This window comes from Paenibacillus sp. EZ-K15 (genome assembly GCF_002573715.1).
In the GTDB taxonomy this organism is placed as follows: Bacteria; Bacillota; Bacilli; order Paenibacillales; family Paenibacillaceae; genus Paenibacillus_AQ.
On sequence record NZ_PDHM01000002.1, the window covers coordinates 31817 to 56469 of the forward strand.

Here is a 24653-nt window from a genome sequence, read left to right on the forward strand (position 1 = left end):
TGGTGCTCGGAGTTGGTATGAGGATCTGAGCGGGCTGGTGCTTGTGCCCGGCCACCGCTCGGACTCCCCTGGCGGGGACGTCCTCGTGGCCTCTATAGCGTCCATATTTCAGCCGAGCTATTCGCCCCTCGGCTGTTGAAGAAAAAGCAAGCTTCCCCTATCTAAGCCTACGGCTATCGGGGTCGGCTTGCTTTTTCGCGTGGGCGCGGCCCTCTCGACAGCTTCCCTGGCGGGTCGCTCGAGGGCCTGCACTGCGTGCATGAGTAGCCGAGCTATTCGCCCCTCGGCTGTTGAAGAAAAAGGCAAGCTTCCCCTATCTAAGCCTACGGCTATCGGGGTTGCTTGCTTTTTCGCGTGGGCGCGGCCCTCTCGACAGCTTCCCTGGCGGGGCGGCTCGAGGGCATGCATTGCGTGCATGAGCAGCCGAGGCTTCGCCCCTCGGCTGTTGAAGAAAAAGCAAGCCTTCCCTATCTAAGCCTGCGGCTATCGGGGTCGGCTTGCTTTTTCAACTGAGCAATTGAGAAGAAATTATGGGTGGTCATATGTTATAAACTTAAGAAAGCTTGACCCGGATTTTGATGACGCCAATAAGGAGGTTAACATCAATGGCAGATTCGTCCAGTAAGAAGAGAATTGACTCTGCTTCTAGATTGATTAAGGCATCGCCACAAACCATATATCAGGCATTTACTGACCCCAAGGCTTGGGTGTCGTGGCTTCCGCCAGAGGGGATGTCAGGTCAGATCGACACCTTTGATGCCCGTGAAGGCGGGACTTATCGAATGGTACTCACCTATAATGGAACGGACCACGCCAACCTAGGTAAATCATCGGAAGGCACGGATATCGTCCAAGGTAAATTCCTGAAGTTGGTGCCAAACAAGAAAATCGTGCAATGTGTTGAATTTGAGTCGGAAGATCCCGCTTACGGGGGCTTGATGACCATGACTTGGACGTTGACAGCACTTGCGGAAGGCACGGATGTGACGATTGTTTGCGAGGACGTTCCTGAGGGCATACGGCAGGAAGATCACGAAGAGGGCTTGGATTCTACGCTTGAGAATCTCGCGGTCTTTACTGAATGATAGCGGACAGGCTGCGCGCCTCACAACGTCCCTTTAACAGTAAAAAAAGCAAGCAACCCTACTTAAGCCTAGCGGCTAATCGGGTTGCTTGCTTTCGTGTTATTTCAGGGTGATACCGAATGCTGAGCTTGGGGCACCGGCAAATACGACAGCTCCATTGGCTGGGAGCTTCACTTCATTACTGCCGCTGACGATGCTGTAGTTCACAACGGTACCTTTTTCGTCATACACGGCGAATGCACCTTGTGCTGGCAGGGTGACGGTCATCGTTTTGCCTGCAGCTTGTTTAGGGACGGTGTACCATTTGGCGTAGCCATCGGCTTGCAGGGTGACGGTTGATTTTTTTCCTTTATAAAGCGGCTTAACGTCCTTACCGCTCACAAACAGGGCTCCTGCCCCTTCGAGATACTCTACGCCTTTTTCCTTATAGAAGCGGAATTCGGACGTATCCCGGCTGCCGATTGCCGGAACCTGATGCTGGCTTACCGCGGTATCCGAGTCGATGATCTTCTTGTCGATCAGATATCCTTCCAGACCGCTCTTGCTGTTAATCTCTACCGTCGGTTTCGTGATGAAGTACATCAGCGATGTGAATTTCTCGTTCAATGGATAGAACGTTTCACCTTCGCGCTTGGCCCATGCGGCAGCAGTCTCCTTGGACAGCGAGTTCGCTTCCATTTTTTCGGCCAAATATTGCGATAAAGCCATCTGTCCCAGTCCAGGAATCGAAACATATTGTCTTACCCATAAGTAGATACGGTCATTCTTTTCTTTGACAAAGCTGACCTTCGTGCTGCCATCCGCGCTGACAAATGTTCCATCCGCGGTGTATACATATTTCTCCGCAGGATAATCCGGAATCATGGGAACGGTAATGGACAGTTCGCCGTCCTTGAGGTCGACTTTCATTTGCTGATTCGTCACGCCATAATAACCGGCATATTTGGTGATGTCGCTTGGCATATCAGCCTTTACCGGTTTGCCGAAGGATTTTTCCGGCTTGAATTCCTTGATCGTGCCTTTCTCCTTAAGAGCATGCAGCAAAATCTCATTAGCCAACAATTGGTTGGTTGAGCTGGAACCCCCGGAAGATAAAACAGCGGCAGCCATATTTTGCTCTGGAAGAACTACGAGCGAAGCGTGATACAAGATAGTGTCTCCGCCTTTGGTTACGGCCTTCATGTCATATTGATTGAACGGGAATAGTCTTACGCTGTCCCAGCCAAGCCCATAATCGAACGAGTTATCAGCATCTTCGGGCCACAGACCCTTTTTATATTCTTCCTGCTCCATGGCTTTGACGGATTTGTCGGAAAGAATGCCTTCGGCTTCCCCGGTGAAGATCTGCGCAAACTGCACCAAGTCTTCAGCCGTAGAATAGATGCCGCCGGTTCCGATCACATTGACCGTCTCGTTAGGAAGTTGCCCTTGGTGAGTAGGATAATACAGACCCGCCATTTGGCTTAACTCCAACGTATCTTGGGATGTCTTCGTGTGGTCCAAATCTAACGGCTCGGTAAAATATTGATGAATGAATGCGGTAAAATCCTTGCCGCTCACTTTCTCTACCAGTATCTCGGCCAGCGTGAATCCATCATTACAATAAACGGAGAACGCACCCGGGTCCGCTTTTAGGTTTTGGGTGGACAACTGCTTGAGCAGCGTGTCATGTGCATGAGGGTCATTATCTTCGAACAAAAATGCATTGTTCAGGCTGGAACCCTGCAGTCCGGAGGAATGGTTGATCAGCATGCGCGGCGTAATTTTTTTGTGGCGTTCGTCTTTCATCGTGAATTCGGGTATGTACTGAACCAGAGGCGTATCCAGGTTGATTTTCCCCTCATCCACCAATTTCATGACCGCAGCGGCGGTGAACACTTTACTCGTGGAGCCGATGCCATACATCGTATCCTTGGTCAGCGGTTTCTTTCCTTCGATATCATTGACGCCCGCTTGCCCGGACACGGTAATCACTCCGTTGTCGATAAGGGCATATTGAACGCTTGTCGTACCATAAGTCTCGGTGAGCAGCTTGGCTTTCTCTGCGGCGGTTTTCTGAAGGCCTCCTCCAGCGGCAACTTGGCTGTTATCTGCTGCCATTACCCCAGCAGGAAGAACCAGTGTGACTGCGAGAAGGGTTACGAGCATCCGTGATAGTCTTTTCTTCAATGAATAAATTCCTCCTTATTATGAATGTACTTAATTAGTACGATTTACCAGCCCAAATGGTTCAATCTTTTTTCGGAAAATTTACAGAGTGCGGGGAGGAATAAAAAAACAGGCATCCCATCCATAGCCGTAAAGCCATGTGGGGACACCTGTTTTTTTAACTGAGCACGATAAGCAGCGCCGAGGTGGTTCCGACGAAACAGCCGGCCAAACAATCCGAAGGATAGTGGAAGCCAAGATAAATGCGTGACAGGCTGACCGTAAGGGCCAGCAGGATCAAGAGCAATGACAGCCAAGGCGTTATGAACAGAAACGGCGTGATAATGGAAAAGATGGCCGTCGAGTGTCCGGAAGGAAACGAGTGGTCCTTCATCGGTTTTTTTTCGAACCGCACCTTTTCAAGTGCCAGATAGGGCCGGATGCGCCGCATCTTCTTTTTGATGAGGGCCGTAATCAGGAAGCTGAGGGAAAGTGCAATAAAACTCTGCCACCCCATCGTATTCCATGGCTCAGGTGCAAAAAACGCTATCGAAAGTGTCAGCACAATGGTAAAGATAGCACCCCCCATATGGGTGACCAGCGCGAGCATCGAATCCACCGTTTTGTTGCTGATCTTGCGGTTTAACCAGCGGAAGATAAGGTGGTCATGTTGCTGAAGCCAATCCATCGAACGAGTAATCATTGTGAACAGAACACCTCTCATTATAATTTTGTAAGCAGTCAGCCCAAAGTTAAATAGGCTGCAATATATGCTTGTAAGGGCCGAGATTCATAGTGTAGACAAGAGGCTTACATACGACAGTATACAGGAGAATTGTTAAGCGTGGGTATGAATGACATGTATTTTTTCATAAATTGAACTTTCTTTGTCGCAAGTGGATTTGATGATAACCGTTTAAGTGTGTTGGTAGCACGCTCCGTAAGGTTATGGTTTCCAAGGGATGATGACTTCATGTCCCCATGTTCTCGAAGCCCGGAATCCGATATAATGAAAGCATCTAACCATGCCTAAGGAGGAGAAGCATGAAATTCCGCGTTTCTGCCGTGCAATATCATCTGCACACCATTCAATCCTTTGACGATTTTGCCCGTCAGTCGGAGCATTATATCCGGACGGCGGAGGAATTTGAAGTCGATTTTGTGCTGTTTCCGGAATTTTTTACAACCCAACTGATGTCCATCGGGGATGATCAGGGCAAGGCATTGACGATCAATGACCTTCCGGATTTCACAGACCGTTACCGCGAGCTGTTTCAAGGCTTTGCGAAGCAATATAACATGCATATCATTGGCGGGACGCACGTCATTCGGCGGGAAGGGAAGCTGTACAATGTAGCGCATCTGTTCTATCCGGACGGCCGCATTGCGGAGCAAGCCAAGATCCATATCACGCCTTCGGAGATTAGCGGATGGAATATGGGAGCGGGTGAAGGACTCGAAGTGTTCGAAACGGAAAAAGGCACCATTGCGATGCTGACCTGCTATGACATCGAATTCCCTGAGATTGTGCGCATGGCCAAGGCTAAAGGGGCTGACGTCATTTTCTGTCCATCCTGTACAGATGATCGTCACGGGTTCCACCGCGTGCGTTACACCAGCCATGCCCGCGCCATTGAGAATCAAATCTATGTGGTGCTGACCGGTACCGTTGGCTCGCTGCCAACCGTGGATCTGATGCGTGCCAACTTCGGACAGGCGGCCATCATTACCCCGAACGATATCCCGTTTCCTCCGCAGGGCCTGCTGGCCGAGGGAGAGCTGAACAACGACATGATCATTACCGCCGATCTTGATCTGGATTTATTGTATCAAGTGCGTGAGAAGGGTTCCGTCACGACATGGCGCGATCGCCGCACGGATTTGTATCCGGATTGGGAATAAGCCCGTTTATCATCACTTGAGGAAAATAGGACAAAGGCGGTGCAGAGGAAATGGCCCGGTTTCATCAACAGTTTTACGTATTTGACGCCGCCCGGCCGGTGCCGGTTGTCATTCGAAGCTACACGGAAGCGGATTTTGACGAGCTGATCTTCATTCAATCCGAGACGTTCCCGCCCCCATATCCGCCGGAGCAGTGGTGGAACAAGGAGCAGCTGAATCAGCATGTCACCTTGTTCCCTGAGGGCGCTCTGTGCGTTGAAGTGGGCGGGATGCTCGCCGGGTCGATCACCTCGCTCATTGTGGATTACGATCCACGGGAGCCTGCGCACTCCTGGGCGGAGACCACGGATAACGGGTATATCCGGACCCATAAGCCGGACGGGAATACGCTATACATTGCCGACATTTGTGTCAGGCCGCGCTTCCGTAAGCTTGGACTCGGCAAATGGCTGATTCAGTCGCTGTATCATGTGACGGTGAATCGGGGACTGGACCGACTGCTTGGCGGCGGACGGATGCCCGGCTATCATCGGCATGCCCATGAAATGTCGGCTGCGGAGTATCTGGACGCTGTTGTCCGGGGTGATCTCAAGGATCCGGTGATTACCTTCCTGCTTCGTTGCGGCCGGACGCCCGTTGGGGTAGCGGCAGAGTATTTGGAGGATGAGGAGTCCTGCAATTACGGGGCCTTAATGGAATGGAAGAGTCCATTTAGAGGATAATCGTTTCATTTTACACCGGATATTTGAACACGGCTTCAACCAAAGAGGAGGTTGTTTCATTGGTAATTATCATTGCGTTATTATTTCTGGTAATAGGAATCCTTTTTATTGTTAAATCAAAGAAAGATAAAAAGGATAAGAGATGGTTTATGTGGATCGGCATTTCGCTTATTATCATGACAATATTTTTTCTCGTGTTTGGTGCTTTGCAGATCATGGATGTTCAATCTCATAAAGTGGGACATTGAGATATCATAATTCAAGGTATATTAAGATCGAAGTTATTCCGCCAAGTATACAGATTAAATTACTTTACTAATGAGGAGGTTTCATTTAATGGAATATATTCGCATTACGAGCATTGATGATCCTTTGTTCCGCAGCATGCACAATCTGATGAAGGAAGTGTTCCCTCCGGAAGAGGTGCTGGAGTTCAGTCTATGGAAGGAGCCGCTTGAAGATCCGGGCATTCGGGTATTTGTTGCCTTGCATGAGGGCGAGGTGGTCGGTACGACGGAATATCGGTATTACGAGGACTGGAATGTAGCGATGACCGATTTTACCATTATCGGGCGTGAAGGGCTCGGGATCGGACGATTCCTGGCACAGCATCGCTTGAAGGATCTAAATCAATTGGCGGCAGCAAACGGCAAAGAGCTGCTAGGCATGTTTGCTGAGATTTACGATCCGTACCGGGTGCAGGATTATGAATTTGGCGGGGTAAAGCCGATGGACCCTTTCGTCCGTCGCGAGGTATTGTCGCATCTTGGCTACAAACGCACGGATATTGATTATGTTCATCCTTCGTGGAGCCAGGGTGGCGAAGCGGTAAGCGGCCTGGATCTCTGTTTCATGCCGGGGGACGATGCTGCTGCTGAACTTCCAGCCGAGTTGATTGTGAACTTCCTGAAACGCTACTATTCGGTGCTGCCGGAGAAACCTCAAGCTTGGGTCGATATGATGACCCAGCTGGAGGCACGGAAGATGGTATCCCTGCTGCCGTTGTAACCTAAGTAGTTACGTGAATGCCTGATTCGTTCCAGAATCAGGCTATTCCATTGTTCTTATGCACATAGTGTGTAATGTTTTGGTATTCTATATAGTAGATTAGCTAGGCCGGGCCAGGCTGAAACGTTCGATAAACGCGGGAAGAAACCCTTTGCACACGGTTTGTCTTAGTGAGTATGCGTTGTTCGGTGTTTTTTCTTCTCATTTTGCTAAAATCCTCATTTGAATTGCAAGGCTATACTGGATATAGTAATACAATAGGTAAGGAAAAGAGGAACGTACATGAACGACCGAAAACAAGTGAGCATCCGTCTTCAAAGCCTTCACGAAGGGGAGAATACGATACAGGAGCTTCCGGCAGAGGCGTTTATTAAAGGGAATGTCTTGTATGTTCGCTATACAGAACCAGCGCTTGGACCGCATCAAGGGGAGACCCGGGCGATGCTTAAGCTGACGGAGGACGAGCTGAAGTTAATCCGTCACGGCGAGGTGGAGTCCGAGCAGTCGTTTCGATTAGGCCAACGATTGCCGGGGTATTATCGCTCCCCGTTCACTTCATTTAATCTCTCTACGTACACGCAGCGTCTGGAGCTAGCGCTTGAAGGCGTGTCCGGACGAGCAGCTTGGGCGTACGATTTATATGTGTCGGGCGAGTTATCGGGACACTTTTCTATTAGTTTGACTATTCAGGAGGCACATGAATCATGACAATGAATCCATTAGATCACATTAACGGGCTGGTTGCAGAAGCGGTGGCTGACGCTGCCGTTGCTGCAGGACTGGTTTCCCGTGAGGAATTGCCGGGCATAACCCTGGAAGTTCCCAAGGATAAGTCGCATGGCGACCTGGCTACGAACGTAGCGATGCAGTTGACACGAATCGCCAAGAAGAACCCGCGGCAAATTGCGGAGTCTATCTTGGAACATTTGGACATGGCGAAAGCTTCGATTGAAAAAGCAGAAATAGCCGGACCAGGATTCATTAATTTTACCTTGGACAAGGGGTACCTCTATCCGATCGTTGCATTGGTAGAAGAACAGGGTGACAACTACGGACGGATTGCTACGGGCGAGGGGCAAAAGGTTCAGATGGAGTTTGTTAGCGCTAATCCCACCGGAAGTCTGCACCTGGGGCATGCCCGCGGAGCGGCGGTAGGCGATGCCCTCTGCAATGTGCTTGATTTTGCAGGATACGAAGTTACGCGCGAATACTATATAAATGATGCTGGCAATCAAGTGGTGAACCTGATCAAATCCCTCGAAGCCCGTTATTTGCAGGAGCTCGGTCAGAATGCCGAAATGCCGGAAGATGGATACCACGGCGAAGATATCAAAGGGTTTGCCAAAGAGCTTGTAGCTGAGAAGGGCGAATCTTTGCTGTCCATGGATCCAGGCGAGAGAACGGCATTCCTTCGTCAGTTCGGACTTGAGAAGGAACTGGAGAAAATCAAACGCGATTTGAATCGATTCCGCGTTCATTTTGACGAATGGTTTAGTGAGACATCCCTGTATGAGAATGGACTCGTGGAGAAATCCCTGGAAGAGCTGAAATCGAAGGGCGAAGCTTATGAGAAGGATGGGGCAACCTGGCTTCGTACAACCGACTATGGGGACGACAAAGACCGCGTCCTCGTGAAGAATGACGGAACCTATACTTACCTGACGCCGGATATTGCATACCACCGCAATAAATACGAGCGCGGCTATGACAAGATTCTTAATATTTGGGGAGCCGATCACCATGGTTATATTCCACGGATGAGGGCTGCTATGGAGGCACTCGGCAATGATCCGGACAAACTGATTGTATTGATCGCCCAGATGGTCAGTCTGTTCCAGGATGGCGAGAAAGTGAAGATGTCCAAGCGTACCGGTAAAGCGGTCACGATGGAAGATCTGATGGATGAAGTCGGCGTGGACGCAATCCGCTATTTCTTCACCATGCGCAGCATGGACTCGCACCTGGATTTCGATATGGATCTGGCGGTGTCTACGTCCAATGAGAATCCGGTCTTCTATGTGCAGTATGCCCACGCACGTATTTGCAGCGTATTCCGCCAAGCGGAGGAGCAAGGCGTTAACCTCCTGCCGCTTTCCGATGTGAACCTGAGCGTTCTTACAACCGAGCATGAGTACGACATTTTGCGCAAAATAGGAGAGCTCCCGCAGGAAGTGTCGCTTGCTGCTGAGAACTATGCTCCGCACCGACTCATTCGGTATGTATATGAGCTGGCTTCCTTGTTCCACAGCTACTATCGAGCCGAGCGCGTGATTACGGAGGATGCGGATCAAACTCAGGCTCGCCTGGCTTTGCTTCGAGCTGTTCGTACGGTCATCGCTAACGTGCTTCGCCTGATGGGCGTATCGGCGCCGGAACGGATGTAATGGAATTTGCTTTAATATGTGACAACAGCCGTCTTTCCGAGGAAAGGCGGCTGTTTTTAATTTATAAACGGACGTTCTTTTATAGTTGTTGAAGAATCAGTTTATAATTTCATGCCCTCGCGCAAAAATTTCAAGGCATTTACCTCTCCATCGGAGACGCTGTGTCCTTTTTTGAGCTTTAGGGGAGAGGAGGTGCGTCGCAGCAGGGCCTTAAGGGTAGCCGTTTTTTTCAGGTCAGGCTTTTGCGCAAGCAGCAGGGCAATCGCTCCGCTGACGTGTGAAGTCGCCATGGAGGTGCCACTCATCTCGTGGTATTTTCCTTGCAGCCACGCGGACACGATTTTATCTCCAGGTGCATAAATATCGACAAATTGTCCACGATTGCTAAAGGAAGGGATCTTCCGACTGCGGTCGGTAGCTCCGACGGATATGGTTTGAGGATAACGGGCAGGATAGTCCGCGGTACGGCGTTTACCGTCATTGCCGGAGGAGGCAACAATAATGACGCCTGCTTGGTTGGCCTTGCCTACAATATCCAGCAGCGTACGGCTTCGGGTCTGCATACCGAAACTCATATTAATGATATCGATCTCGGCTCGTACGCACCAGTCGATGGCCAGAATGATATCCGACACAAAGGCGGATCCGTTATGATCAAAGGCTTTGACTGGATACACTACAGATCTTGGAGCAACGCCAATCATTCCCTGCGTGCTGTTCGCAGCAGCGATGGTACCCGAAATATGTGTTCCGTGCCCATTGTCATCATATGGCGGTAGGTTTCGGTGGACGAGGTTAACCCCTCGAGTCAGCGAATACTTCAGATCGGGGTGAGCAAAATCCACCCCCGTGTCGATAACGGCAATCTTCACGCGGTGTCCTGTCGAGATAGACCAGGCTTGAGGGGCTTTAATTTGCTTGATACCCCATGGGATTCCGGTTAGCGTTCCAATTGTCCCTTGTGTGGCTTGGATATGAACCTGGTCATCCTCTTCAACCATCAGTTCATTCCGAAACTCCGCTTCAAACTTCGCGGTTTGGGGAGCTGGAGCGATGATGGTTTGGGTAAGCGGCGAACAGCTGACTAAACTCCGGAAACGCCTTTCCCCGACAAGTCGATTCCATTCGCGGATACATTCTTGGTACAGCTGAGGGTCATGAAACGTAAGGAGCCGCCGGTTCATTTCCCGGACGTTCCGCATAGGGTTCGTCTCTGTAAGTAGTGATTGCATGATCCGGGTGTAATCCATATGTGGCAATCTCCCTTCTCGATGAACCGTTGCTTCAGTATTGTATGAACCGGGGAGAGTGCCCGAATGGGATGTTGCCCTTTTTCCGGGAAATAGGCCCTGTTTACCGTGTCAAAGCAGCAGGGCTAACATAAGATACATGAAGAGAACATCAAGGTTCTCTTATCTAATCCCGTAAGGAGTCGATCCTTGGGGCGGGTACAGTCAGAAGACGGGGACAATTGTCTCCGTCTTTTTCCTTTTTGGTATCTGATGGGTAATGGTGCATAAAAACTTGATTTTTATTTCCAAATAGGTTTTACTTAGTTTTGATAATGGATATGTTGAGGGTATAACGTGAAGATTGTGTGAGAGGAAGTGTGCGTTAGTGAGTAATCCGCTCAATTTAAAGATCGATCCGGAGAAGATTCAGGAAATCCCAATGGTTGACCTGGCTTTTATGGTTCTGAAGGCGGCAAATACGCCGTATTATTACCGTGACCTTATGAATGAGGTGGCCAAGCTTCGTGGCTTTACGGAAAAGGAAATTAACGAAACGATTGCCCAGTTATATACCGAGATCAATATAGACGGACGTTTCGCATGTGTAGGAACGAATCTGTGGGGACTAAAGCGCTGGTATCCGCTGGAGAAGTCCGAAGATCCGATTGCGAACGCCAAGCGTCCGCGGATCATCAACGATGAAGATGATGATGACGATGACTTCACCGATGAAGAGGAGACTTACAGCGGTGACGATGCCGAGGAGGATTTCGACAGCATCGATGACGAAGATGATGATCACGATGATCTCTTCCCGGATGATGACGATGCCGAGGACGATGTAGACGAAGAGGTTGTTCTGGATGATGACGAATTGGATGACGAGGATTCGGAATCCGAAGAGGAAGATGATCTGGAAGAGGAAGCCTTTGAGGAAGACGATAAGGATTAATCCGTCATACAGCAGGGTCTTTAGGACTTGTCTGCGCTGATAATGACTGTGTTTTACAGTGTCAGCCAATTGGGCAATTTTGAGGTTGCTTCTTCTCTTGACAAGCAGACAAGGCACAGAGTAAACTATTGCTTGGGCTTATGATTGTGGATTAAATATGTTTAATATAAAAGTGCCCCGTTATTTATTCGGGGTCACTTTTTTTGTTTTTAAGGCTCAGAAAGTGGAAACGACGCTAGCTTCTGAACCTAATAACGCTAGAGAAACTACCTTATCAAAAGCAGTCTGTCTTCTGGAAGTTTGTCGATGGACATTTTTTCTTCGGGCTGTGGAAGCATCCTTCTTGTGTGGACTGGACTTTCATGGTTTCTTGCAGTGAATATTCCAAGTTGTTTAAGATGAGGTATGGGAACCGCTCGTCTTGAAGCCTCATAACGTATGCCGGGTTAAGCGGCTCGATATGAGGATCATTTAAGCTTCAATATATGCGGTTTGTAATAGGTCGGAGGTCAGCTCGCTCACCATTTTTGGAAGCGAGCGATGCTTTTTGTTGGTCCCTCTGATGAATCAGGGGAAAACGGGTTAGGATAAACATCATATGTCGCCTGAAGTTATGGAGATTATATAGGAGGGTTTTTAACAGTGACAAAGTATATTTTTGTAACAGGCGGGGTCGTGTCATCTCTTGGTAAGGGAATTACCGCCGCTTCGCTCGGTAGATTGCTTAAGAACAGAGGGCTCAAGGTAACGATTCAGAAATTCGATCCGTACATTAATATAGATCCGGGCACCATGAGTCCTTACCAGCATGGCGAAGTATTCGTTACGGACGACGGTGCGGAAACCGACCTGGACCTGGGACACTATGAGCGCTTCATCGATATTAACCTGTCGAAGAACAGCAATGTGACAACAGGGAAAGTATACTCTTCTGTTATCAGCAAGGAACGTCGGGGAGAATATTTGGGCGGTACCGTGCAGGTAATCCCTCATATTACGAACGAAATCAAGGAGCGCGTGTTCCGTGCAGGCCGTGAAGCAGGTTCGGATGTGGTTATTACCGAAATCGGCGGTACGGTTGGCGATATCGAAAGCCTTCCTTTCCTTGAGGCTATTCGTCAGATTAAGAGTGACGTTGGCCGTGAGAACGTGATGTATATTCATGTAACCCTCATTCCATATATTAAGGCAGCCGGTGAAGTGAAAACCAAGCCGACCCAGCACAGTGTAAAAGAACTCCGCAGTATCGGCATTCAGCCGAATGTTATCGTGTGCCGTACGGAGCATGAGCTTTCAACCGAGATGAAAGCAAAAATCGCGCTCTTCTGCGACATTGACCCTAACGCGGTTGTAGAATGTCGCGATGCCTCCTCGCTGTATGAGGTACCGCTGAATCTGCGTGAAGAAGGCCTTGATGAAATTGTTGTCAATCATTTGAAATTGACCACCCCTGCGCCGGATATGAGCGAGTGGGAGGATCTGGTGGAGCGTGTATCCAAGCTGGAGAAGACCGTTGAGATTGCGATTGTCGGTAAGTATGTCGCACTGCACGATGCCTACCTCAGTGTTGTTGAATCCCTGTCTCATGCAGGCTTTGATGCTAATGCCGACGTGAAGATCCGCTGGGTGAATGCCGAAGAAATTACGGCAGACAACGTGGAAGAGGCGTTGAGTGGCATTGGCGGTATCCTTGTACCGGGTGGATTTGGAGATCGGGGTATCGAAGGCAAGATCAGCGCGATCCGTTATGCTCGCGAACGCAATATTCCATTCTTCGGCATTTGTCTTGGGATGCAGGTGTCCGTTATTGAATATGCCCGTTCGATTGTCGGCCTGAACGGCGCGAATAGCTCGGAAATTGATCCGGCTACCGAATATCCAGTCATCGACCTACTGCCGGAGCAGAAGGATATCGAGGATCTTGGCGGAACGATGCGCCTGGGTCTGTATCCATGTAAGCTGGTTCCAGGATCACTTGCAGAGTCTTGCTACCAGGACGAGCTGGTTTATGAAAGACATCGCCACCGGTATGAGTTCAACAATCAATACCGCGAAGATATTGAAAAAGCAGGCCTGCGTATATCCGGTACTTCTCCGGATGGACGTCTGGTTGAAATTGTAGAGCTGCCAGGACACCCTTGGTTCCTTGCTGTGCAATTCCATCCGGAATTCACTTCCCGTCCGAACCGTCCGCAGCCGCTGTTCCGTGAATTTGTAAAAGCCTCGATCCAGCATCAGGCATAATGGGAAGAGCCTCTTTTGAAGAGGCTCTTTTTTGCGTATAAAGCCGTTGTCATAATTGTGGACAGGGTAAGCCGAATGTTCAGATCGGATGTCCGGAGCTGTCGCTTTCGGATACAACAAATTCATACATCTTTTTTTCTTACTTTTTTTAGGACAGGAAGGAATTCGACATCTACAGGCGAATACAAATAATGGTCGGTTTATGGGAAAGTTAGGAACTTTCGAGTTTGCATATACTCATTGTACGATTTAAGTATCGGGGAGGTTGAAGGGATGAGCAAAGAAAGCAAACACAAAGTGCTGATTGTGGATGACCAGAATGGTATCCGCATCCTGCTTGTAGAAGTGTTCAGCAGTGAAGGATATGAGACGTTTCAAGCGGCGAATGGCAAGGCTGCACTTGAAATTGTGAAGATGCATGCCCCGGATTTGGTGCTGCTGGATATGAAAATTCCTGGAATGGACGGGCTTGAGATTTTGAAGCATATTAAACAGATGAATCCGGACATTAAGGTGATCATGATGACTGCCTATGGAGAGCTTGACATGATCAAGGAAGCAACCGATCTTGGTGCGTTGATGCATTTTACCAAACCCTTTGATATTGATGAGATGCGGCAAGCCGTCAATATGCAGCTGAAAGGGACCGCCAATAATATCGGTTGAATGATGAATTCTGCTCAAAGGGCGGAATTCTTTTTTTTGCCAGAATGTGAGGTCCTTCGCAGCATTTTAGGAAATGCTTGTTTAGTATTTATGACGCGATGTGGTATAATAAGTCCGTGTGTTATATCGGCTAAAAACCATAGACAAACTAAGCATCTATAGGAGGATGAAACCATGCCATTAGTATCAATGACAGACATGCTGAACAAAGCACTCGAAGGTAAATATGCTGTTGGTCAATACAACATCAATAACCTGGAGTGGACATATGCGATTCTTGAAGCGGCTGAGCAAGAGAAATCACCGGTAATTCTTGGTGTTTCCGAAGGCGCAGCTCGTTATATGGGTGGATTCAGCACCGTCGTACACATGGTAAAAGGTTTGATGGAGGACCTGAAAGTTACAGTTCCTGTTGCCATTCACCTTGACCACGGTTCAAGTGTTGAGAAATGTAAAGAAGCAATCGATGCAGGATTCACTTCGGTTATGATCGATGATTCCCACAGCCCGATTGAGACGAATATTGCAACAACGAAACAAGTCGTTGAGTATGCTCATGCCAAAGGCGTTTCCGTTGAAGCTGAAGTCGGCATGGTCGGCGGACAAGAAGATGACGTCATCGGTGATGTAATGTACGCGAAGCTTGACGATTGCGTTCGCATCGTGAACGAAACAGGCATCGACACATTGGCACCTGCGCTTGGTTCTGTTCATGGTCCTTACAAAGGCGAACCAAACCTTGGTTTCAAAGAGATGGAAGAGATTCGCAATGCTGTGAAACTTCCGTTGGTGCTTCATGGTGGTACAGGCATCCCGACGCATGACATTAAGAAAGCTATCTCCTTGGGTACTTCCAAAATCAACGTGAACACCGAGAACCAAATTTCGTTCTCTAAAGTTGTTCGTGAAGTGCTTGCTGCTAAACCAGAAGCTTACGATCCACGCACATTCCTGAAACCAGGCCGTGAGGCAATCAAGGAAACTGTGGTTGGCAAAATCCGTGAGTTTGGTTCCAACAATCAAGCTTAATAAAGTCGTTTGTAGTCCTAATGGCCACAACATGATGATTGGAATCACCTAAGATATTTAGGCTGTCTTATGCTGTATACAATGAAATGGAAAGCACACCGCATAGCCGGTGTTTTTCCATTTCATTTATTAAGTATCAAAAGTACAAGCGGGTTGTGAGCTTCACAACCGGATAATCGAGAACAAAAAAGAACGCAAAATGCGGTCTGTCATCCTTTAGGAACGTCGATAAGACGTTTTTCTTGTATGACGGCCATCAGAACCATTTCCGGCTGCGAAGTGATGTAGGGGGACCCGAAAGCTTATGGAAAAATTGATGATCAGCGGTGGACGCCCACTGCGAGGTACTGTAACAATCAGTGGTGCCAAAAACAGTGCTATTGCGTTAATTCCCGCCGCAATCCTGGCGGAATCGGAAGTCGTACTTGATAATTTGCCGCTTCTCAGCGATGTGGCTGTTTATGCTGAGATTTTGGAAGAATTGGGCGGGCAAGTTTCATGGGAAGGCAATCAGATGAGAATTGACCCTTCTGATATCAAATCTATTCCGATGCCTAACGGACCCGTTAAGAAACTGCGCGCGTCCTACTATATGATGGGCGCCATGCTTGGAAGATTTAAAGAAGCCGTGATCGGCCTGCCGGGCGGCTGTAATTTTGAACCTCGTCCCATCGATCAGCACATCAAGGGTTTTGAAGCGCTTGGCGCAACCGTCACCAATGAACACGGTTCGATTCATCTGCATGCCAAAGAGCTGCGGGGCGCGAAGATCTATCTGGATGTGAGCAGTGTTGGTGCAACCATTAATATTATGCTGGCGGCTGCTAAGGCCAAAGGCTCCACAATTATTGAAAATGCGGCGAAAGAGCCTGAAATTATAGATGTTGCAACACTTTTAAACTCCATGGGAGCTGTCATTAAGGGCGCTGGAACGGAAACGATCCGGATTGAAGGCGTAACTGAGATGCATGGCTGCCGACATTCCATTATTCCAGACCGGATTCAGGCCGGTACATATATGATTGCTGCCGCAGCTACACGCGGCGATGTTCTGATTGACAATGTCATCCCGAAACATCTTGAAGCCCTTACGGCCAAGCTGATCGAGATGGGTGTTGGTATTGAGGAGTTGGACGAAAGCATTCGCGTGATCGGTAAGGATCGATACCAGCATGTGGACGTTAAGGCGCTTATATATCCTGGATTTGCAACGGATTTGCAATCACCGATGACCAGCCTGCTTACGCAAGCGGAAGGCGTTAGTGTCCTTAGTGATTTTGTATATAGTAACCGATTTAAACATGTTCCGGAGTTAGTTCGCATGGGTGCCAAAATCCGCGTGGAGGGACGTTCTGCTATTATAGAAGGCGGTCCGCTGAACGCAGCCAAAGTCAAAGCGACCGACCTGCGCGCAGGCGCGGCTCTTGTCATTGCTGGACTAACCGTACCCGAAGGGGTAACGGAGGTAAGTGGCGTAGAATTCATTGACCGCGGCTATGACCATCTGGTATCCAATCTGCGTATGCTGGGTGCCGACGTATGGCGTGAGACTGAGGAAGAATGATTTTTTTACCAAAATGAGGGAAATATGTGGTTAAAACTGCATATCTCCCTCTGATTTGGGTAATGCTCCTAGTAAAGCTCTCATAGAATAATAGACTACATGCAGCAGGGACTTGCTGTGACAGAAACAAATAATTGAATAGGTGGTTATTGAATGGATTTACAAATAGCCGATTTGGAAGGCATGAAGCTGACGGATCTGTATAAGCTAGCCAAAAAGTATCAGATCCCTTATTATGGCCAGTTGAAGAAAAAAGAATTGATATTTGCCATTCTCCGGGCGCAGGCTGAACAGAGCGGCTTGATGTTCATGGAGGGTGTACTTGAGATTTTGCCGGAAGGTTACGGTTTTCTTAGACCGATCAACTATTTACCGAGCACGGAGGACATCTACATTTCGGCCTCCCAGATTCGTAAATTTGATTTAAGGACCGGAGATTTGGTTTCGGGCAAATGCCGGACACCTAAAGAGAACGAACGTTACTTCGGGCTGCTGCAGGTCAACGCCGTGAATGGTGAGAATCCTGCCGTCGCAGCGGAACGATTGCACTTCCCAGCCTTGACTCCTCTATATCCGCAAGAAAAGCTTGTTCTTGAAACATCCCCTAATCAGTTGTCAACCCGAATTATGGATCTGCTTGCACCTGTAGGTTTAGGACAACGCGGTTTGATCGTAGCACCGCCAAAAGCAGGGAAAACGCTCCTCTTAAAAGAAATCGCCAACAGCATCTCAACCAACAATCCAGAGATTGAACTGTTTGTTTTACTCATCGATGAACGGCCTGAAGAAGTGACGGATATGCAGCGTTCCGTTAAGGGCGAGGTGGTTGCTTCTACTTTTGACGAGCTTCCGGAGAACCATATTAAAGTGGCGGAACTGGTATTGTCCCGTGCCTTGCGGTTGGTGGAGCATAAGAAGGACGTTGTTATATTGCTGGACAGCATCACCCGTCTTGCCCGTGCGTACAACCTGGTCATTCCTCCGTCCGGCAGAACGCTGAGCGGCGGTATTGATCCTGCGGCATTCCATCGTCCGAAACGTTTCTTCGGTTCGGCGCGTAACGTGGAGGAAGGCGGAAGTTTGACGATTCTGGCTACAGCCTTGGTTGAAACCGGATCGCGGATGGATGACATTATTTATGAGGAATTTAAAGGTACAGGCAACATGGAGCTGCACCTAGACCGTCGCTTTGCGGAACGCCGTATTTTTCCGGCGATCGACATTCGTCGCTCCGGTACCCGGCGTGAAGAGGTGCTGCTGAACAAGGATGAATTGGATACCATTTGGGCGATCCGTAAAAATATGAACGACTCTGCTGACTTTGTGGAAGGATTCCTCAAAAAAATGCGTGACAGCAAGAATAACGCAGAGTTCTTGGCATCATTTGATGTGAATGCCAATAACGGGAGCGGAACCGGGACTCAGGGCCAGACAGCTAGACGCCCATCGCGCGCATCGGCTGCGACGGCCCCTCAGAGCTAGTCCTGAATCAACCGGAGAATAGGAGATCAACATGTATTTGGTTTATGCAGATGAGCAAGGGAATGTATATGATCATTCCGATCTGTTCGGGCTTGCCCGCAGCGGAGATATGATCGTTGAGATATTGGATGATGAATTAATCCCTTTGCCAGAGGGGGCTACATTGGTCGGACTACCGAGCACCCGAGCGATCGGAATGGATCCAGAGACCGGTGATATGATGCCGCTTGAGGACGGGTACACTGCTGTCGGAGCGCTGTTGCCGCAAGGCTATACCCGGTTGTGCTTGCCAGGATACGTGAAGTCGGACAAGGAATATAAGCTGCCGCTATTTGGTTACTCGGCGGTGGTATGGAAGGATGGCGCTTTCTATACAACAGCGCGTTTATCCGATGACCCGGAGAAGTGGAACCCGGTGAACTGCGATCTGAACGATCTTGAGCTCGGGGTTAAGACGCTGAAGGAGAAATATCCGGAGAATCGGCTCTATGAGCATCTGTCTAACTGTGCATTAGGATATGAATGCCTGACGGCATCCAATACCTTCCTGAATCGCTGGGAAGGCGCTGTTCCCGTATCATACTCTTGCAATGCCGGTTGCTTCGGTTGTATTTCGGAACAGCCGGATGACAGCGGCTTTGTCTCGCCACAGACCCGTATGAACTTCCGTCCGAGAGTGGATGAGTTGGTGCAGGTCATGCTGGAGCATCTGAAGACACCGGAGTCGATCATCAGCTTTGGCCAAGGTTGTGAGGGAGAACCCTCCACGCAGGCGAAGATCATTATAGAAGCCATGAGAGAAGTTCGGGCACAGACTGATATGGGATACATCAATATTAATACCAATGCGGGACTGACCGATTTTATCCGTGGTATCGTGGATGCGGGTCTTGATCTGATGCGGGTCAGCACGATCAGTGCATTGGATGATCATTATAACGCATACTACAAGCCAAGGGGCTATACGCTGGCCAATGTGGAGAAATCTCTTCGTTATGCAACCGATCAAGGTGTGTATACCTCCATCAACTATCTGATCTTCCCGGGCGTAACTGATCGCGAGGAAGAGCTGGAAGCCATGATTGAGTTTGCCCGCCGCACCGGTCTCAAATTGATTCAACTCCGCAATCTCAACATTGACCCTGAGAGCTATCTCGAGCTTATTCCGCCTGCACAAGGCGAGATTCTGGGGATGAAGCAGGCTATTGAGATTATGCAGGAGGAATTGCCAGATGTGGTGATTGGCTCCTATACGCATGTGCCGCCTGCAGGACAGGCAAGACCGAAGAAGAGATCCTCGATTATTTAACAGAACCGTACTGAATATCGGATGTGTTAAAAACAGGTTGAAATTCCAATTGTGGACTTGTCTGATGATTTGTGTATGAGCTATTGCGCATTCATTTTGCTCGTGATATACTCCATTTATGTGTCCATATAACTCTGGGTCCGCATGAGGCTCAGGGCGGAAAGAGGTGAAAGCTACAATGAAACAAGATATTCAACCGAAATATCACGTTACTACAGTTACTTGTGCTTGCGGTAATACGTTTGAAACAGGTTCTGTAAAACCAGATCTTCGTGTAGAGATTTGCTCGAACTGTCATCCGTTCTTCACAGGTAAACAGAAATTCCTGGATGCTGGCGGTCGTGTTGATAGATTCAAGAAGAAATACGGTATCTAATAAACAAACCCTTCGCCCTTGTGGTCGAAGGGTTTTTGTCTGTTTACAGGGCTGGAGGAGTATGCAACTTCTTCCGTTGGTTGCTTTTTTGATAGCCATGCGATATACTAAAGTTCGCCGTGCTAGACGGGGAGGTAGCGGTGCCCTGTAACTCGCAATCCGCTGTAGCGAGGTTGAATTCCTGTTAGAGGTATTGTCGATGTGAGGCTGGTCCCTGCGCTCAACGTTGACGGTTGGGTCCTCCGCAATGAGCACTTGTGAACCTGGTCAGGTCCGGAAGGAAGCAGCCATAAGCAAGATCGCTTTTGTGCCGGAGGGGTGCCTAGCCCGAGTTGTTGCTCAGGATTGCCGCTCGGATCGCAATTATCAATAACAGGTGCACGGTATACATATCTGCACATAACACCTTTGCCATATTGGCAAGGGTGTTTTTTGTCGAAACGGCTATCCATTCAAGCTGATCCTTCATGTGCACTTTGGATAAAGTTTTCCAAGTAAACGTTTTGCTAAGGCAGGGGAAAGTAGTATAGAATGTAGTATAATATAACCGTTAAACTCACGCCTTTTTGGCTGGGAATGACCATGAATGCAACAGTAAAGCACGCGAGGATCGAGTTTAGTATAAACTTAAGGTTTTCTCGATCTCGTGAAGTGGAAGTTGAAAGAGGGTAAAGCACAGTGGAACATATCGCGTTATATCGTGCTTGGCGACCACAGTCGTTCGGCGACATGGTGGGCCAGCAGCATATTATCCAGACCCTGCAGAATGCCATTCGCGAGCAGCGGGTTTCCCATGCCTACCTGTTCAGCGGTCCACGGGGTACGGGCAAGACCAGTGCCGCTAAAATTTTGGCCAAAGCCGTGAACTGCGAGCATGGTCCGGCTGAGGAACCCTGCAATGAATGCGAGGCCTGCCGGCGTATAACGTCCGGAGCCGTCATGGATGTTCAGGAGATCGATGCTGCATCCAACCGCGGTGTCGAAGAAATCCGTGATTTGCGGGAGAAAGTCAAATACGCACCGACCGAGGTGCGGCGTAAGGTTTATATTATCGATGAAGTACACATGCTGACGACGGAAGCGTTCAATGCATTATTAAAAACGCTGGAGGAACCGCCGGCACACGTGATGTTTATACTAGCGACAACAGAGCCGCACAGGCTTCCGGCAACGATCATCTCACGCTGTCAACGGTTTGACTTCCGGAGGGTTTCCTTGGACGAACAGACCGGGCGTCTGGAGCAGATTTGCGGAGAAGAAGGCATTACGGCAGAGCCTGAAGCACTGCAGTATATCGCACGTCTATCGGATGGCGGTATGCGGGATGCACTGAGCATTTTGGATCAGATTGCCTCCTTCACAGGAGGCACGGTATCTTACCAGCAGGTCATGGACATGACGGGCGGGATTGCCTCGGAGCAGTTTGGCCGTCTGGCCAGTGCCGTGAAACAGGGGGATGCCGGACTTGTGCTGCAGATCGTGGAGCAATTCATGCAGGAGGGAAAAAGTGCAGATAAATGCATGGAGAATCTCCTGTATTATTTCCGCGATTTGCTGATGATCAAGATGGTTCCTAGCGCCGATAAGCTGACCGACCGGGTTTTGAATCCGGCAGAGTTTCAGGAGATGGCGAATGCCTTTAGCCGAGACGAACTATTTCAAATGATTGATACGCTGAACCGGTATCAGAGTGAGATGAAATACGCCTCGCAGCCGCAGACTCTGTTTGAGGTGGCATTGCTCAAGCTTTCCGGTATAACTCAATCAGCGGGTGGGGCCAGAGCTCAGAATACAGCCGATGCGGGGGAGCTCGCTCAGCTGAAGCAGCATGTAGCCTCACTTGAGAAAAAGCTGGAGCGACTGATACAAAACGGTGTTCCTGCATCTGGTCAACGTGAACCGGCCAAGTCTACCCGTACACCGGCACCGAAAGCAGCTTCATCAGCCAAGATCCCGCAGCATATGGATCAGTATATATCTTGCCGAACGGGGGAGGATTATACTTCTGTTCATCGGCAGTGGGCCCAAATTTTGCAGAATGTGAAAGAGGAGAAGGTGACGGTCCACGCTTGGTTGATGGATGGAGAACCTGTGTCCGTATGGGAAGACAAGGTTCTTGTCGCTTTTAAAAACAACATCCACCGCGAAACCACGGAGAAACCTGCCAACAAACAGGTGATTGAAGGGGTTCTTGAGTCCACGCTTGGCAAGCCGTATCATCTGGTTACCATGATGCTTCGTGATTGGAGTGACGCGGTAGAAGGAGTGGGCAAGCCTCAGGCAGAGGAGCTTAAGCTTGAGCATGAAGAAGCGGAGGCCGGTGGGGAGAAACCATGGATTGATGAGGCGATCCAGTTGTTTGGAGAAGACCTCGTTGTCATAAAAGACTAGCACGTCCCTACGTGCACCCTATTATAAGGAGAGATGAATCATGAATAATATGAACCAAATGATGAAGCAAGTGAAAAAGATGCAGGAGCAAATGCTGAAGGCTCAGGAAGAGCTCGCTACGAAAACCGTTGAAGGAACTTCCGGCGGTGGCGTGGTTACCGTGGAAGCGAATGGACATAAACAAATTTTGTCCATCAACATCAAGCCTGAGGCGGTTGACCCGGATGATGTGGAAATGCTGCAGGATCTGGTACTGACTGCGGTTAACGATGCACTTGCCAAGGCTGAAGAAATCGCAAATGCTGATATGGGCAAATTCACAGGCGGCATGAAAATTCCGGGCTTGTTCTAATCTAACCTAGAAGGAGTAGTTACATTTGTACTATCCTGAACCGATCGCGAAGCTCATCGACGCCTTTACGCGACTGCCGGGTGTGGGGCCGAAGACGGCCGCCCGCCTGGCTTTTCATGTTCTGAACATGAAGGAAGATGACGTTATTGATTTTGCCAAAGCGCTAGTCAGTGTCAAAAGGAATCTGCACTACTGCTCCGTCTGCTGCAACATCACCGATACGGATCCATGCCGGGTATGTCAGGACAAGACCCGGGATGCTTCGACCATCTGCGTTGTACAGGATGCCAAGGATCTTGTGGCGATGGAGCGTACGAAGGAATTCGATGGCTACTATCATGTCCTCCACGGAGCCATATCTCCGATGGAAGGGATCGGACCGGATGAAATCCGTCTGAAGGAGCTGCTGACGCGTCTTAGCGATGAGAGAGTGAAAGAGCTGATTCTGGCCACGAATGCCAATATCGAAGGAGAGGCAACGGCGATGTACATATCGCGCCTGGTCCGTCCTTTTGACATTAAGGTGACCCGAATTGCCCATGGACTGCCTGTTGGCGGTGACTTGGAGTATGCAGATGAAGTGACTTTATCCAAGGCGCTTGAGGGCCGAAGAGAGCTGAACTGATATTTTGTAATTCCTGCAACATCTGTTTGAGATTTGAAAGCATATATACGAGAACGAGCATCGGAAGAGATTCTGATGGCTCGTTTTTTTATTTATTACATCGTGCAAAAGTAGAGGGTGGAAGAGTTCTTTTGGTTCTAAGTTTGTCCCTCTCTCGATATGAATGTTACAGACGGTCTTATTAAGGGCAGTGTCTACATTCATATTCATAGGGAGTGAACGTGATGAAGATATGGTGGAAGCAGTCGAAGAAGCAAGAGGAGGAAACGTATATCACGGCAGAGGATCAGGAACGGATGTGGCATGTATTCCTGGATGTCCAGAGGTCCCAGATGGAGTGGGAGCGGGCGCACTTGCTGTTTCAAGAGGCTACGGGACAGGATCAGATTGATTATGCAATCTATATGCTGGAGGCAGCGGAGCGCAAATACCAGATGAATCTCAAGCAAGCCAAACAGCTCAATCTGGATGGAGCGAGGATGCAATATATCGAGCAAAAAAGAGAGAACGGCTAAATGAGAGATGAGAGGATTCGTAATGACTTAAAGGAGGGGTAACTATGAAATTGATTGTACTGGGCACGCTTTGCATATCGCTCTTATTGCTTATCTATGTTGTGTTTAGAAAAAAGCTTGGGCTGGGATGGTTAACCGTATTCGGTGCCCATCTTGCTCTCTCGGCAGTGGCTATCTATGTTGTGAATTTCTCGGGATTGGCGGCCGAAACGTATATTCCTCTGAATCCGATGACCATAGGAACCGTCATGGTTCTGGGCTTGCCGGGCGTGGCCCTTCTTGTTGGATTAAAAATAACGATATTAGGTAGTTGACGCAGGCTTATATTTTATGATACATTAATGTTCGCCCGTTTGATTCTGGGTGATAGAGATTCACCGGTCAGGTAGACAATTGGTTGAAAAAATAATCAAAAAAACTTCTTGACCAACAGCAAGCTAGTATGATATATTATAAAAGTCGCCGCTGAGATGCGGATGACAAACAAAAAAATGATTGATCTTTGAAAACTGAACAACGAGTGAGTAAGGATTTCACTAGTGAAATCCATTGCGAAATCATCATGTACAAGCCTTGGTTTGTTGGGTGATCGAGCATAAAGAGAATTGAACAAATTCTCGTCAGTTAAGAAATGAGCAAGTCAAACACTTTATTGGAGAGTTTGATC

22 protein-coding genes and 1 other RNA gene are annotated in these 24653 nt (G+C 48.9%); 20 read left to right on the forward strand and 3 right to left on the reverse strand.

Going from position 1 to position 24653, the window contains the following annotated elements; genetic code table 11:
• The first annotated feature begins 605 nt into the window (after positions 1 to 605).
• Positions 606 to 1085, forward strand: coding sequence for an SRPBCC family protein (locus CRG97_RS00480; protein ID WP_098741270.1), 480 nt, complete (start codon positions 606 to 608; stop codon positions 1083 to 1085).
• Between the two features lie 99 nt (positions 1086 to 1184).
• Here CRG97_RS00480 and CRG97_RS00485 read toward each other — a convergent pair whose 3' ends face one another.
• Entirely contained in the window at positions 1185 to 3254 is a 2070-nt protein-coding gene (locus CRG97_RS00485) for a serine hydrolase domain-containing protein (RefSeq protein ID WP_098741271.1), read from the reverse strand.
• 157 nt (positions 3255 to 3411) lie between these two features.
• Positions 3412 to 3936 (reverse strand): phosphatase PAP2 family protein, encoded by a 525-nt coding sequence (locus CRG97_RS00490; protein WP_098741272.1) that lies wholly within the window; start codon positions 3934 to 3936, stop codon positions 3412 to 3414.
• Between the two features lie 341 nt (positions 3937 to 4277).
• Between CRG97_RS00490 and CRG97_RS00495 the strand changes: the two genes are divergently transcribed.
• The 5 genes from CRG97_RS00495 to argS all read left to right on the forward strand — a co-directional run bounded on the left by CRG97_RS00495 (position 4278) and on the right by argS (position 9249).
• Positions 4278 to 5135, forward strand: coding sequence for a carbon-nitrogen hydrolase family protein (locus tag CRG97_RS00495; protein WP_098741273.1), 858 nt, complete (start codon positions 4278 to 4280; stop codon positions 5133 to 5135).
• A gap of 50 nt (positions 5136 to 5185) precedes the next feature.
• Entirely contained in the window at positions 5186 to 5857 is a 672-nt protein-coding gene (locus CRG97_RS00500; protein WP_098741274.1) for a GNAT family N-acetyltransferase, read from the forward strand.
• Between the two features lie 336 nt (positions 5858 to 6193).
• Positions 6194 to 6865, forward strand: a complete 672-nt coding sequence (locus CRG97_RS00510) for a GNAT family protein (RefSeq protein WP_098741276.1) — start codon at positions 6194 to 6196, stop codon at positions 6863 to 6865.
• A gap of 282 nt (positions 6866 to 7147) precedes the next feature.
• The gene (locus CRG97_RS00515; RefSeq protein WP_076326387.1) at positions 7148 to 7573 is read left to right on the forward strand and encodes a YwiB family protein; all 426 of its coding nucleotides are present in this window, start codon (positions 7148 to 7150) and stop codon (positions 7571 to 7573) included.
• Complete coding sequence (gene argS, locus CRG97_RS00520) at positions 7570 to 9249, forward strand: arginine--tRNA ligase (RefSeq protein ID WP_098741277.1); 1680 nt, start codon at positions 7570 to 7572, stop codon at positions 9247 to 9249. The genes CRG97_RS00515 and argS overlap by 4 nt, the downstream gene beginning before the upstream one ends.
• Positions 9250 to 9350: 101 nt before the next feature.
• On the opposite strand, the gene CRG97_RS00525 is transcribed toward argS, so the two are convergent.
• Entirely contained in the window at positions 9351 to 10499 is a 1149-nt protein-coding gene (locus CRG97_RS00525; protein ID WP_098741278.1) for a S8 family peptidase, read from the reverse strand.
• Between the two features lie 367 nt (positions 10500 to 10866).
• Between CRG97_RS00525 and rpoE the strand changes: the two genes are divergently transcribed.
• The 14 genes from rpoE (at position 10867) to CRG97_RS00595 (ending at position 24300) form a co-directional block, all read left to right on the forward strand.
• Positions 10867 to 11433 carry a DNA-directed RNA polymerase subunit delta gene (gene rpoE / locus CRG97_RS00530; protein ID WP_076326390.1) on the forward strand — a complete coding sequence of 189 codons (567 nt, stop codon included), beginning with the start codon at positions 10867 to 10869 and terminating at the stop codon, positions 11431 to 11433.
• A gap of 642 nt (positions 11434 to 12075) precedes the next feature.
• The gene (locus CRG97_RS00535) at positions 12076 to 13677 is read left to right on the forward strand and encodes a CTP synthase (RefSeq protein ID WP_071221150.1); all 1602 of its coding nucleotides are present in this window, start codon (positions 12076 to 12078) and stop codon (positions 13675 to 13677) included.
• A 273-nt stretch (positions 13678 to 13950) separates the two neighbouring features.
• Positions 13951 to 14343, forward strand: a complete 393-nt coding sequence (locus CRG97_RS00540) for a response regulator (RefSeq protein ID WP_098741279.1) — start codon at positions 13951 to 13953, stop codon at positions 14341 to 14343.
• A 174-nt stretch (positions 14344 to 14517) separates the two neighbouring features.
• Complete coding sequence (fba, locus tag CRG97_RS00545) at positions 14518 to 15372, forward strand: class II fructose-1,6-bisphosphate aldolase (protein WP_076326392.1); 855 nt, start codon at positions 14518 to 14520, stop codon at positions 15370 to 15372.
• Positions 15373 to 15676: 304 nt separating this feature from the next.
• Positions 15677 to 16936, forward strand: a complete 1260-nt coding sequence (locus tag CRG97_RS00550) for a UDP-N-acetylglucosamine 1-carboxyvinyltransferase (protein WP_071222334.1) — start codon at positions 15677 to 15679, stop codon at positions 16934 to 16936.
• A 153-nt stretch (positions 16937 to 17089) separates the two neighbouring features.
• A complete protein-coding gene (gene rho, locus CRG97_RS00555; protein WP_098741280.1) occupies positions 17090 to 18418 on the forward strand; it encodes a transcription termination factor Rho in 1329 nt (442 codons plus the stop codon).
• A gap of 31 nt (positions 18419 to 18449) precedes the next feature.
• Entirely contained in the window at positions 18450 to 19727 is a 1278-nt protein-coding gene (locus CRG97_RS00560; protein ID WP_098741281.1) for a radical SAM family protein, read from the forward strand.
• A 178-nt stretch (positions 19728 to 19905) separates the two neighbouring features.
• Positions 19906 to 20103, forward strand: a complete 198-nt coding sequence (gene rpmE / locus CRG97_RS00565; protein WP_006207505.1) for a 50S ribosomal protein L31 — start codon at positions 19906 to 19908, stop codon at positions 20101 to 20103.
• Positions 20104 to 20220: 117 nt separating this feature from the next.
• Positions 20221 to 20487, forward strand: an RNA gene (ffs, locus tag CRG97_RS00570) — signal recognition particle sRNA large type.
• Between the two features lie 294 nt (positions 20488 to 20781).
• The gene (dnaX, locus tag CRG97_RS00575) at positions 20782 to 22494 is read left to right on the forward strand and encodes a DNA polymerase III subunit gamma/tau (protein ID WP_098741282.1); all 1713 of its coding nucleotides are present in this window, start codon (positions 20782 to 20784) and stop codon (positions 22492 to 22494) included.
• Between the two features lie 40 nt (positions 22495 to 22534).
• The gene (locus CRG97_RS00580; protein ID WP_009595540.1) at positions 22535 to 22846 is read left to right on the forward strand and encodes a YbaB/EbfC family nucleoid-associated protein; all 312 of its coding nucleotides are present in this window, start codon (positions 22535 to 22537) and stop codon (positions 22844 to 22846) included.
• A 25-nt stretch (positions 22847 to 22871) separates the two neighbouring features.
• Complete coding sequence (recR, locus tag CRG97_RS00585) at positions 22872 to 23471, forward strand: recombination mediator RecR (RefSeq protein ID WP_071222338.1); 600 nt, start codon at positions 22872 to 22874, stop codon at positions 23469 to 23471.
• A gap of 224 nt (positions 23472 to 23695) precedes the next feature.
• A complete protein-coding gene (locus CRG97_RS00590; RefSeq protein ID WP_076326395.1) occupies positions 23696 to 23986 on the forward strand; it encodes a hypothetical protein in 291 nt (96 codons plus the stop codon).
• A gap of 44 nt (positions 23987 to 24030) precedes the next feature.
• Positions 24031 to 24300, forward strand: a complete 270-nt coding sequence (locus CRG97_RS00595) for a pro-sigmaK processing inhibitor BofA family protein (protein WP_098741283.1) — start codon at positions 24031 to 24033, stop codon at positions 24298 to 24300.
• Positions 24301 to 24653: the final 353 nt, after the last annotated feature.

Bases quoted from the DNA above. Each gene is read 5' to 3' on its own strand.
- CRG97_RS00480 (WP_098741270.1), top strand. From the start codon at position 606: ATGGCAGATTCGTCCAGTAAGAAGAGAATTGACTCTGCTTCTAGATTG.
- CRG97_RS00490 (WP_098741272.1), bottom strand. From the start codon at position 3,936: ATGATTACTCGTTCGATGGATTGGCTTCAGCAACATGACCACCTTATC.
- CRG97_RS00495 (WP_098741273.1), top strand. From the start codon at position 4,278: ATGAAATTCCGCGTTTCTGCCGTGCAATATCATCTGCACACCATTCAA.
- CRG97_RS00500 (WP_098741274.1), top strand. From the start codon at position 5,186: ATGGCCCGGTTTCATCAACAGTTTTACGTATTTGACGCCGCCCGGCCG.
- CRG97_RS00510 (WP_098741276.1), top strand. From the start codon at position 6,194: ATGGAATATATTCGCATTACGAGCATTGATGATCCTTTGTTCCGCAGC.
- CRG97_RS00515 (WP_076326387.1), top strand. From the start codon at position 7,148: ATGAACGACCGAAAACAAGTGAGCATCCGTCTTCAAAGCCTTCACGAA.
- argS (WP_098741277.1), top strand. From the start codon at position 7,570: ATGACAATGAATCCATTAGATCACATTAACGGGCTGGTTGCAGAAGCG.
- CRG97_RS00525 (WP_098741278.1), bottom strand. From the start codon at position 10,499: ATGGATTACACCCGGATCATGCAATCACTACTTACAGAGACGAACCCT.
- CRG97_RS00540 (WP_098741279.1), top strand. From the start codon at position 13,951: ATGAGCAAAGAAAGCAAACACAAAGTGCTGATTGTGGATGACCAGAAT.
- fba (WP_076326392.1), top strand. From the start codon at position 14,518: ATGCCATTAGTATCAATGACAGACATGCTGAACAAAGCACTCGAAGGT.
- CRG97_RS00550 (WP_071222334.1), top strand. From the start codon at position 15,677: ATGGAAAAATTGATGATCAGCGGTGGACGCCCACTGCGAGGTACTGTA.
- rho (WP_098741280.1), top strand. From the start codon at position 17,090: ATGGATTTACAAATAGCCGATTTGGAAGGCATGAAGCTGACGGATCTG.
- CRG97_RS00560 (WP_098741281.1), top strand. From the start codon at position 18,450: ATGTATTTGGTTTATGCAGATGAGCAAGGGAATGTATATGATCATTCC.
- rpmE (WP_006207505.1), top strand. From the start codon at position 19,906: ATGAAACAAGATATTCAACCGAAATATCACGTTACTACAGTTACTTGT.
- CRG97_RS00580 (WP_009595540.1), top strand. From the start codon at position 22,535: ATGAATAATATGAACCAAATGATGAAGCAAGTGAAAAAGATGCAGGAG.
- CRG97_RS00590 (WP_076326395.1), top strand. From the start codon at position 23,696: ATGAAGATATGGTGGAAGCAGTCGAAGAAGCAAGAGGAGGAAACGTAT.
- CRG97_RS00595 (WP_098741283.1), top strand. From the start codon at position 24,031: ATGAAATTGATTGTACTGGGCACGCTTTGCATATCGCTCTTATTGCTT.